At 45.9% G+C, this 9,400-nt stretch carries 11 protein-coding genes; 2 read left to right on the forward strand and 9 right to left on the reverse strand.

Annotated features, from left to right (window positions below):
- The 3 genes from ABGY95_RS12820 to ABGY95_RS12830 all read right to left on the reverse strand — a co-directional run.
- Window positions 1–491, reverse strand: a 491-nt coding sequence (locus ABGY95_RS12820) for a DUF1549 domain-containing protein (RefSeq protein WP_347442080.1), incomplete at its 3' end; no start/stop codon positions are given.
- A gap of 219 nt (window positions 492–710) precedes the next feature.
- Window positions 711–1,292, reverse strand: a complete 582-nt coding sequence (locus ABGY95_RS12825; RefSeq protein WP_347442081.1) for a DUF2062 domain-containing protein — start codon at window positions 1,290–1,292, stop codon at window positions 711–713.
- A 30-nt stretch (window positions 1,293–1,322) separates the two neighbouring features.
- Entirely contained in the window at window positions 1,323–1,799 is a 477-nt protein-coding gene (locus ABGY95_RS12830) for an iron-sulfur cluster assembly scaffold protein (protein ID WP_347442082.1), read from the reverse strand.
- 119 nt (window positions 1,800–1,918) lie between these two features.
- Here ABGY95_RS12830 and ABGY95_RS12835 point away from each other — a divergent pair, with 119 nt between their 5' ends.
- Window positions 1,919–2,575, forward strand: coding sequence for a lysophospholipid acyltransferase family protein (locus ABGY95_RS12835; RefSeq protein WP_347442083.1), 657 nt, complete (start codon window positions 1,919–1,921; stop codon window positions 2,573–2,575).
- 38 nt (window positions 2,576–2,613) lie between these two features.
- On the forward strand, window positions 2,614–3,492 hold the full coding sequence (folD, locus tag ABGY95_RS12840) for a bifunctional methylenetetrahydrofolate dehydrogenase/methenyltetrahydrofolate cyclohydrolase FolD (protein WP_347442084.1): 879 nt from the start codon (window positions 2,614–2,616) through the stop codon (window positions 3,490–3,492).
- 59 nt (window positions 3,493–3,551) lie between these two features.
- Here the strand turns inward: folD and ABGY95_RS12845 are convergent, their stop codons facing one another.
- The 6 genes from ABGY95_RS12845 to ABGY95_RS12870 all read right to left on the reverse strand — a co-directional run.
- On the reverse strand, window positions 3,552–4,082 hold the full coding sequence (locus ABGY95_RS12845) for a hypothetical protein (RefSeq protein WP_347442085.1): 531 nt from the start codon (window positions 4,080–4,082) through the stop codon (window positions 3,552–3,554).
- 67 nt (window positions 4,083–4,149) lie between these two features.
- Entirely contained in the window at window positions 4,150–4,950 is an 801-nt protein-coding gene (locus tag ABGY95_RS12850; protein WP_347442086.1) for a tRNA threonylcarbamoyladenosine dehydratase, read from the reverse strand.
- A 15-nt stretch (window positions 4,951–4,965) separates the two neighbouring features.
- The gene (locus ABGY95_RS12855; protein WP_347442087.1) at window positions 4,966–5,496 is read right to left on the reverse strand and encodes an NUDIX hydrolase; all 531 of its coding nucleotides are present in this window, start codon (window positions 5,494–5,496) and stop codon (window positions 4,966–4,968) included.
- A 531-nt stretch (window positions 5,497–6,027) separates the two neighbouring features.
- Complete coding sequence (locus ABGY95_RS12860; RefSeq protein ID WP_347442088.1) at window positions 6,028–8,121, reverse strand: response regulator; 2,094 nt, start codon at window positions 8,119–8,121, stop codon at window positions 6,028–6,030.
- Window positions 8,122–8,128: 7 nt separating this feature from the next.
- Window positions 8,129–8,665 carry a heme NO-binding domain-containing protein gene (locus tag ABGY95_RS12865; protein WP_347442089.1) on the reverse strand — a complete coding sequence of 179 codons (537 nt, stop codon included), beginning with the start codon at window positions 8,663–8,665 and terminating at the stop codon, window positions 8,129–8,131.
- A 38-nt stretch (window positions 8,666–8,703) separates the two neighbouring features.
- Window positions 8,704–9,400: sigma 54-interacting transcriptional regulator (locus ABGY95_RS12870; RefSeq protein ID WP_347442090.1), on the reverse strand; the 697-nt coding region annotated here is incomplete at its 5' end.

Genomic DNA, 9,400 nt, shown 5'->3' on the forward strand with positions numbered 1-9,400 from the left:
GCGCAGCCGATTTGTGTGCCTAGAAATATTTTTGCTGTATTGGAGATGTTATCAAGCAACATCCCTCGATCTCGAAGGTGATAGCCTACTGCTGGATTTTCAGTGCAATGCCCAGTCGCTGACAGCATATCGAATACCATTTTGTCGTAAGGCTTGTTATCAGAGACAGCTTTCTTTAGCCAGAGGTGCCAACCTAGTCCGTGCTGTTCACGGTTTGTTTGAAGCCGCAAAAGGTTGGCGTAGAAGTTAAACATCTGAGAGTCGTAGCCAGGTGAATAGACGAGCAAGTCAATCAATTCGGTGCGTTTAGTGGGGGCTCTATTGTCAAGAAATGACTTAGTCTCTAGGTAAGTCGGAATGCGACCTATGACGGCAATATAGGCTCGACGTAAAAATGTTGCCTCATCAATTATGGGGTTGGCCTCAATACCTTTGACTTTATTGGCGTTTTCAATGATATAGTCAATCTCAGCAGCTGTATTGGTGATCATTTGCAGAGGTAGCTTCTCAGCAGGAGAAATACACAGGCTGCTGATGAGTACACTAGTACACAGAATTAGTAGGCGAAGATCGGGACAGGATGTCATACAATTTTGGGAAGCATTGATTCAGCTAATGATATTATAAGGATATAACTTAGCGACGTTACAATCGTTGCAAAAAAAAGCTATTTTCCTCATTGAGTGAAGCTGGATCACTGAGGTTCTTAGCTAAACTGAAGGGTCCCACTCTTCGAGCGCCCTGCCGCGGTTTGGCAAAAACATACTGACTCCCCAGACGAGTGGGTAAGCCATCAGGCCAAGAGTGATACCAGCAGATAGGAATCCTAGCACAAAGTCACCGATGTTGATGGTGATTGTGCCAGCGTCAACAAGGTGAATCCCCATGAAGTCGAAATGTTGGGCATCAAATGTTTTCTCGATTTTTCCAATGAATGGCGGCCTAGGTACCCCCATGGCAGCATGTAGCCAAGCTCCAAATCGTTGTTGTAACACCATAATCGGTAGCTGAGTCACGGGATTTGTTATCCAACAAGCAGCAAGGGCGACGGGAACATTACCACGACCTCTCAGGCATCCAAGTGCAGCAACTACCATCTGCATCGGGATCGGGAGCATTGCGCAAAAAAGGCCAATTGATAGGCCGTTTGCAATTGTTACTCTACAGGGTTTCCAGTAGCGTTTGTTGAATATTGCCTTGGTAAAGGGGTTTAGCCATTTGATCTTACGTAAACGCGGATGGCGCAGGTAGCGATAGGTTCGTCGAACCATTCTGAGGTACTTGCGTTTCATCGATACGAGGCTGACTAGGGCGTAGTGAACTTAGTCCTCGAGAGGAATGATGCGGAGTGTGCCTTTAGGCTTTTGCTGCATACTGCTGGACAGTGTTTGGCTTGTGCCCTCATGACTAGTTGGCGCACTAATATCAGCATCTTGGTCGAGGGCATCTTTGAGAGCTCCTTCTACGAGTTGGCCGCAATGAATTTTCATCGGAGGTAGAGCACCTAGCTCACCACTGAGTTCTTGTGCGTTAAGTTCAGCCGCTTCTTCAGCAGTTTTTCCCTGTAGCATTTCGGTAGCCATGGAGGCGACAGCTATAGCAGTTTGACATCCAAAGGATTGAAATGAGGCTCGGTCGATGACTTTCTTGCCATCCTTCTCTGTGAACTTGAGCCACATGCGAAGCATATCGCCACAGTCAGGAGATCCCACGGTACCGACAGAGTCGGCATCTGGCATCTCTCCCTGGTTCTGTGGGTTGGCGAGGGTTTTACGTACTTTTTCCTCAAAATCATTCATATCTAAAACATTGGTCGGTAAGCTTCGGCATGCAAGAAGAACATGGCTTAACTGACGTGATTTATTTTTCTAGCAGGGACTTGTCAATTCTTTGGATGTGGTGAATGGTGCTATAGGGTATGGCGGATCACCATGAGATTAGAGGCGACAAGAAGCAACGGTTCATAGGCCGCATTGCCGGGTGGGTGTTGCGCATAGTCGGTGCGACTCTTCGTGTCGACATAGAGGATAAGGCTGGGCTTTCTGAGAGTACTGAAAATCCTGTGATTTGGGCATTTTGGCACAACACAGTATTTGTGCTGCCCTATATGCGAGTGAAATATTATAGCCATCGCAAGGTTGTTGTCCTCACTAGTGCTAGTAAGGATGGAGCAGTATTGGAAAGTGCTGTAGCCGTTTGTGATATTGGTGCTGTGCGTGGGTCTAGTTCACGCCGGGCCGTGGCAGCTCTCATAGCTTTGCGCAAGGCGATACAATCTGGTAATGACGTGTGTATCACACCCGATGGACCACGCGGGCCTCGCTACGGCTTACAGCCAGGAATTATCAAAATTGCGGAATCTACTGGAGCGCCTATTGTCCCAGTTCGAGTGGAATTTGACCGCTGTTGGAAGCTCGGTACTTGGGACGCGTTTCGTCTACCAGTGCCTTTTTCTAGGGTGTCGGTCATCTTTGAAGAACCTATAAAGGTTGTAGCTGGAATCGATGCTGAGGGCTTCGAAAAAGTACGAGCTGAGATAGAAGCAACCATGCAAGTGGGGCTAGATGACATTTAGCTATTGTCTATAAGCCATGTGCTCTTTAAGAAGTAGCCATGCAGAAAATCGACGGTAAACTGGTAGCTGAAAAAGTACTCTCCGAATGCAAAGAGCAGATCGCAGAGTTGAAAGAAAAGGGGATCACACCAGGGCTGTCAGTTGTCCTTATCGGTGAAGATCCGGCTTCTAAAGTTTATGTCGGCTCGAAAGCGCGTAAGTGCGAAGAACTCGGAATTTTTTCCCGCAAGATAGTGATGCCAACTGAATCAACCCAAGAGGAAGTCATGGCTGTCGTTGAAGAACTCAACAATGACCCAGCGATTCACGGAATTCTCGTGCAGTCACCACCGCCAGCACACATCGATGAAGAAGCCATCGTCCGTGCGATCGACCCGGCAAAAGATGTCGATGGATTCCACCCAGAGAATGTGGCAAAGTTAGTTCTCGAGGATCCAACTGGCTATGTGCCTTGCACACCAGCTGGTTGCATGCGTCTTCTTAAAGATGCTGGAATTGAAACTTCAGGTGCCGAAGCTGTGGTAATCGGTCGCTCAATGATCGTTGGCAAGCCAATGGCTCTACTTCTTATGGGTAAAGCTGGCAATGCGACTGTGACCGTTGCGCATTCCCGTACGAAAGATCTCGCAGCAGTTTGCCGCCGCGCTGACATTGTGATTGCCGCTATCGGTAAGCCTGAGTTCGTCACAGCAGACATGGTTAAGGACGGAGCAACAGTGATCGACGTGGGTATCAACCGTGTCAAGGACACCTCAAAGAAGAGCGGCTACAAGCTCGTTGGCGACGTAGCTTTCGATGAAGTCGCTCCTAAGTGTAAAGCAATCACACCAGTGCCAGGTGGCGTGGGCCCAATGACCATTGCGATGCTCATGCAAAACACTGTCCAAGCGGCCAAGTTTGCTAACGGACTATTATAAGCTCTAACGTTTTTCAAAAAGGCCTATAGGATATCAGAGTCCTGTAGGCCTTTTTTATTCTAAAAAAGTGACCCGTAGCGTTGTTGGAGCTGGGCTTGCCACTTTTCTAGGAAGGATAGATTTCGGGCGATTTGGGGGAGGTCAGAGTTGTCGATAGGGGAGGCGAAACTCTCGGTGATTTTAGATTGATTTGATTCGATCTGGGAAATCAGTGCGCTGAGTTTGTCCTGAAGTTCCATCGATTCAGCTTCTAACAATGCTTTGGCTAGAATGCTGGTGGCTGCCGACTTTTTACGGATGAAAGCATCGGCTTCTTGAATGAGGGAGCCAACCCGCATGAAGAGATCCATCAGGTCGTTGCTGACTGCGCCACGGGCATCGTATTCTATGGCTGCATAGTCCATGTAGGCTTTGAGGCGATTTGACGGAGAACGAAGTATGGCGTAATCGAGATTGATTTTCTCAAACTGTGATTTGTCGCCACTTTTATCCGGGTGGTTCTGAGCTGCTAGGTTCTGATAGACTTTGCTGAGCATATCTAAATCTAGAGCTAAAATAGGACTTAGGGAAAAGGTGTCGAAGGGATTCATGGCAATAGTTTTACATATTCACAAGATTTAGCAGAATTACTTATTAAATAGGTTCTGAAAACCTTATTTAAGTTTTCGTGAGTGTGGCTAAGGCGCGTTCTGCCGCAAATAATCCGACGGTAGCAGTCATGTGGGTGATTGATCCGTAGCCGCTGGCGCAGTTGAGTCGCATGTCTCGGCCGTCGGCGTGCTTGGGGCGCTCGGTCGACACGCTGCCGTCACACTGAGGGAACATTGCTTGTTCAGTTGAAAAAATGGCTTCGACTTTAAACTTCTTTGGCTTTTTTGTATCGCCTTTGGGGAATCCGTATTGGCTACGAAGCTTCGTGCGAACTTGCGCTAGAAGTGCGTCATTGGTCACTCTACTTAGGTCCGCGATTTGGATCTTCGATGGGTCTCGGAGTCCCCCGGCACCGCCACAGCTGATGACGGGGATGTCGCGTTTTTTGCATTCGACAATGAGGTGGGTCTTTTCTTTCACTCGATCAATAGCATCGATCAGCACATCAAAATTATTTTCGAAGAATTCATCAGCCGAGCGCTCGGAGTAGAACCCTTGGATGTTAGTGACCACACAATCGGGGTTGATTGCCTTGATCCGCGCTTCCATAGCATCGGTTTTTTGCTGCCCGATGTTGCCGTCCATTGCGTGGAGTTGGCGGTTGATGTTAGTCACGCAGATTTCATCAAGGTCGACCATCGTGATCATCCCCACACCGGATCTAGCGAGAGCTTCGACAGTCCATGATCCGACGCCGCCAATACCAACAATGGCAACGTGTGACTTGGTGAATGTATCTAGAGCATCCACCCCGTAGAGTCGGGCAATGCCTCCGAAGCGTGAGACTGTGTTTTCTGAAAGGTTCATGCGGTGATGGAGCTATTAGATGAGACCGAGTTCCTTCGCTTTGTAAATGCTAGCGTGGATTTTAAAATCGATGAGCAATCCATCGGCTTGTTTGGTGGCTAGAAATCTATCCAGTTCGCTGAGTGGAATGACGTGTACTGATATGTCTTCACCGTCGACTCCACCGCCATCGTGAATTTTAGAGAGTCCGGTAGCAGCAAACATGTGGGTGATTTCAGGAGTCATTCCTGCTGAAGTGGGGGTGGCTATGAGTTCAGTGATTTTATCTGCTTTATAGCCAGTCTCTTCCAGGAGTTCACGGCCGGCACAATCGGCGATTGTTTCACCTTCAAACTCTGGCTCATCACCGACAAGCCCAGCAGGCACTTCGATCACATGCGCTTGCATGGGTACTCGGAATTGCTCAATGAGGACAATTTCTTCAGTATCGGTGATGGGGAGAATTGTGGCGCAGACTGATGCGTTAGGGCGCAGGGCGAACTCCCAATTGTCACGTTGGTAGAGTCCTAGGTATTTACCCGCGTGAAGTACTTCGATCTCTCTCATGGCAGTAGCAAATGATTGATTGCAGCGAAGGTAAATCTTTTTTTATTTTGAGCGAGGGGATGAGCAGGGGCTGTGAACTTATATAGAATTTTCAGAAATTACATGTGGGCGGATGCCATATGCTAGAGAATAATGGTTAATCGGAGGGGACATATCATTCGTAAAGTTGTTGTTCCCACAAAAACAATAAACTAAATTAGCTTTTACAGACAAAAACTTGCGCAGCCAGATAATCATCGTGCCATATAGAAAAACAACAGAGCTTTGTATTGCAGTCATAAGCGGTATGAAGTGAGTAAAGCATCTGAACACGGTGTTATTAGTGAGCACAGCTTTGATGGTTCCATTATGGTTATTCGAGGACTGTAGATAGGGGGCATTATATTTTATAACCTTTACGGATTATCTAGCCGACCCGACTCTGGGCTTTGGTGGAGAAAATGGAAGGACCCCGAGGGAATGAATGATTGCTACTACATCTTTAGAATAGTTTTAGGTGGAGAGCTTATCGAGAGAGTTGAGCGTGGGAGGTTAAGAAATGATCCCAAGTTTATTAAGAACTTTGATAAGCTCTTTAGTGTTGATAGGTTTGGATAGGTAATGGTTCATGCCAGCCTCGAGGCACCGTTTTTTGTCTTCGGCAAGGGCGTTGGCAGTCATGGCGACTATCGGGGTCTTTGTGTAGTATGAGCCCGCCTCTCCTTTACGGATTTTAGTACTGGTAACAAGCCCATCCATGATGGGCATTTGGATATCCATAAAGATAACTGAATACACCTGCTTATCGACCAGTGCCGCAAGAGCCTCTTTGCCGTTATGAGCAATATGTGCGGTTAGGCCTATCCGCTCAATAAGTAATTTAGCGAGCTTAGCATTGATGGGATTATCTTCGACAATCAACGCGTAGTCAGAATTACAGCAAAGGTTTGTTTTTTCGGGGGAACGAGAAGGGGCTATAAGAGAAGTAGAGCAAGAAACTGCATCAATCATGTTGGTGATCAATTCAGATTCTTTGATTGGTTTGTATATCACATTTTTGAAGCCAATTTTGAGAGCTTCTGTCTTATCTGAGGAATTTCTAGACGAGGTGGCCAAAATCATAGGAGGTGTCTGATGCCCTAGCTTTCGACGTAACTCTCTAGCTAACATTAGGCCATCCATGTTAGGCATAAGCATATCGCTTAGAATTAAGTCATGCTTGAGAAGTTCCTCATTACTCAGTTTTGATGCCTCTTTACTAGATTGTACAGAGGTGACTTTACAGCCCCATTTATTGAGTCTGGCTTGCATGAAATCTAAATTGATTGCGTGGTCATCTATGACCAGTACGTTCAGGCCATTGAGCTTTGAAGACTCATTATTGGCTGAATCTCTGGGAAGCTGCTGGAGTGCGGGCAGGTAAGGGAATCTAATAAAGAAAGAGGCTCCATGACCGAGACTGGACTTGGCATCGATAGAGCCTTCCATAGCATCGATGAGTTGCTTACATATTGCGAGGCCTAGGCCTGTGCCCCCATACTTCCTTGTCGTGGATGCATCAGCTTGAATAAAAGGCTGAAAGAGTTGTGATTTTAACTCAGACTCAAAGCCGATTCCTGTATCAGTAACAGATATTTCGATTGTTTTTTTGTCTGGTCGTGATGCCCTGACTACGACACTTCCTTCACTAGTGAATTTAAGCGCATTAGAAACTAGGTTTAGGATGATTTGCTTAATTCTTGCTGTATCCCCATTAAGTTCTAATGGAACGTCACTATCTACAGAATAAAGGAGGTCAACGTTCTTCGCTGCCGCAGTGTGAGCATGGATATCGAGTGTTTCTTCGATACATTCCGTGAGACTATAATCAACCATTTCCAGTTCAACTTGCTGGCTTTCTACACGAGAGAAATCTAGTATATCATTGATGATTGAGAGGAGAATATTGCCACTTTTCTTGATCAAATTAAGGTGCTGCCTTTGTTCATCCGAGGCATCAGATTGAATTAAGATATCAGTAAAACCAAGAATTCCATTCAGGGGAGTACGAATTTCATGACTCATTGCTGCGAGAAAGAGCGACTTTGCCTCATTCGCTTTAATGGCAGATTCTGTGGCTCTCTCCAAATCTAATGCAATTTTGTTTCGATCTGTGGTGTCACGAATAATACCTTGAATGATGGTTTTTTCATCGACCTCGAACTTGGTTGCAGAAACTTCTGTAGGTACGTAGCTGTGATCGGCACACCTCAGGGGTACCTCGAATCGTGTGTGGCCATGATTGGAGAGTTCATCTTTAGCCTTGATGGCATGAGCTAGGAATTCTTTTGGATAGAACTCTCTGATGTTGGTACCTATTATTTGGTTTACTTTTACTTTGAGGAGTTGGCAGAGGGTGGGATTGGCATCAAGGATGACGCCTTCATTGTTGTAGAGGATAATACCGTCAATAGAAGAGTGGAACAGGGCAGTGAATTTTTTTTCCTCATTACGTAACTTTGAGGATTCGAGCTGAAACTTTTGTTCTAATAGTTCATTGGCAATGAAAAGTTGAGAGCTTTTGTGCTCTAGCAGTTGCTCAGCTTGTACTCTGGCGGCCTTCTCGCGCTGGTAACGCTGTTGCCACTTATCGGAATCATTAGACATAGCGGCGTTATGTGATCGTAATAATAAAAAGTTCGGAATTGTCATCGATCATTTTGCGCTCAATGTCAGCAGTACTCTTAAAATGTTCTAGGCTCCCGCGGATAAGTCCTTCGCAGACATCCTCCATGTGCCGAACCGAATGGTATGTCATGTAAAGTTGGTCCTGTGAGTGTGGACGAGCGCATTCGAATGTTGGTAGTTCCGCGTCGGGGTAAAGCTTTCTGACTTCTTCGTGGATGTGTGTTTCAACTTGCTCTAATAAATCTAGAGGATTTGCTGCTTCCTTTACAAAATCTGGGTAGGATTTAGCGAGTTGATGAAAGAGGTGACGTCCAAATTCTTTTAGTAAGTCGGAGACGGCAACATTAAGCTCTTCGCTCAAGTTACAGACGAGTGACACGATTTCAGTGTGCGGGTAGGTACCGACAGCTGTGTATGATCCTTTGGACGGTAAATCGCTTTTATTAATAATAGTGTCTACCATGTCGAACCCATATGAGTCTTCGACCATGCCGAGAAATTCTGTAAATATTACGCCTTTCATAAAATATGATGTTTGACCTGTATGGTATCGCAATTATCTTAGGTTGTCATTCCTAAGCGTTTCATTTTGTTATAGATCGACTTTTCGCTGATGCCGAGCGAGCGAGCGGACTCAGCTTTATTGCCGTTACATAACTTTAGAGTCTCTTGAATAGCGGATTTTTCTATCTCAGCGAGAGTTTTTCCCCCGAGGTGGTTCATTGGTTTTCCAGAGTGTTCTGGGCTGTCAATGCTGCCCATCAGGTCATCAGCAGCTATTTCGTTATCATCGCAAAAGGCTGAAGCTCTTTCGATTAAATTTTCTAATTGTCGGACGTTGCCGGGCCATTCGTATTTTAGAAGTTTTTCAGTTGCTCCCTTGCTAATTGATATGTTTTGGTTGCCTCTCTGCTTAGTTACTCGATTAAGAAAATGGTTAGCAAGTGGCAGAATTTCTTGCGGACGGGTTCTAAGGGGCGGCATTTCTAAAGGAATCACACTGATACGATAATAAAGGTCCTCTCTGAATTCCTTAGTCTCGATCTTCTTTTTAAAATCAATATTAGTGGCGGTGATAATACGCACATCACAGGCGTGTGGACTTTCTCCTCCAATACGCTGAAACACTCTGTCTTGGAGCACGTTGAGTAGTTTGGGCTGTAGGTCAATTGGGAGATCTCCTATTTCATCTAGAAACAGGGTGCCACCTTTTGCAGCTTCGATTTTACCGACACGTTTTTTTATTGCTCCAGTAAAT

It is taken from the genome of Rubritalea sp., from assembly GCF_039830215.1.
Lineage (GTDB): Bacteria > Verrucomicrobiota > Verrucomicrobiia > Verrucomicrobiales > Akkermansiaceae > Rubritalea.

What these genes read in the sequence shown, in the direction of transcription:
- ABGY95_RS12865 (WP_347442089.1), bottom strand. Translation starts at nt 8,665, where the DNA reads ATGAAAGGCGTAATATTTACAGAATTTCTCGGCATGGTCGAAGACTCA.
- ABGY95_RS12835 (WP_347442083.1), top strand. Translation starts at nt 1,919, where the DNA reads ATGGCGGATCACCATGAGATTAGAGGCGACAAGAAGCAACGGTTCATA.
- ABGY95_RS12850 (WP_347442086.1), bottom strand. Translation starts at nt 4,950, where the DNA reads ATGAACCTTTCAGAAAACACAGTCTCACGCTTCGGAGGCATTGCCCGA.
- ABGY95_RS12860 (WP_347442088.1), bottom strand. Translation starts at nt 8,121, where the DNA reads ATGTCTAATGATTCCGATAAGTGGCAACAGCGTTACCAGCGCGAGAAG.
- ABGY95_RS12830 (WP_347442082.1), bottom strand. Translation starts at nt 1,799, where the DNA reads ATGAATGATTTTGAGGAAAAAGTACGTAAAACCCTCGCCAACCCACAG.
- ABGY95_RS12855 (WP_347442087.1), bottom strand. Translation starts at nt 5,496, where the DNA reads ATGAGAGAGATCGAAGTACTTCACGCGGGTAAATACCTAGGACTCTAC.
- ABGY95_RS12825 (WP_347442081.1), bottom strand. Translation starts at nt 1,292, where the DNA reads ATGAAACGCAAGTACCTCAGAATGGTTCGACGAACCTATCGCTACCTG.
- folD (WP_347442084.1), top strand. Translation starts at nt 2,614, where the DNA reads ATGCAGAAAATCGACGGTAAACTGGTAGCTGAAAAAGTACTCTCCGAA.
- ABGY95_RS12845 (WP_347442085.1), bottom strand. Translation starts at nt 4,082, where the DNA reads ATGAATCCCTTCGACACCTTTTCCCTAAGTCCTATTTTAGCTCTAGAT.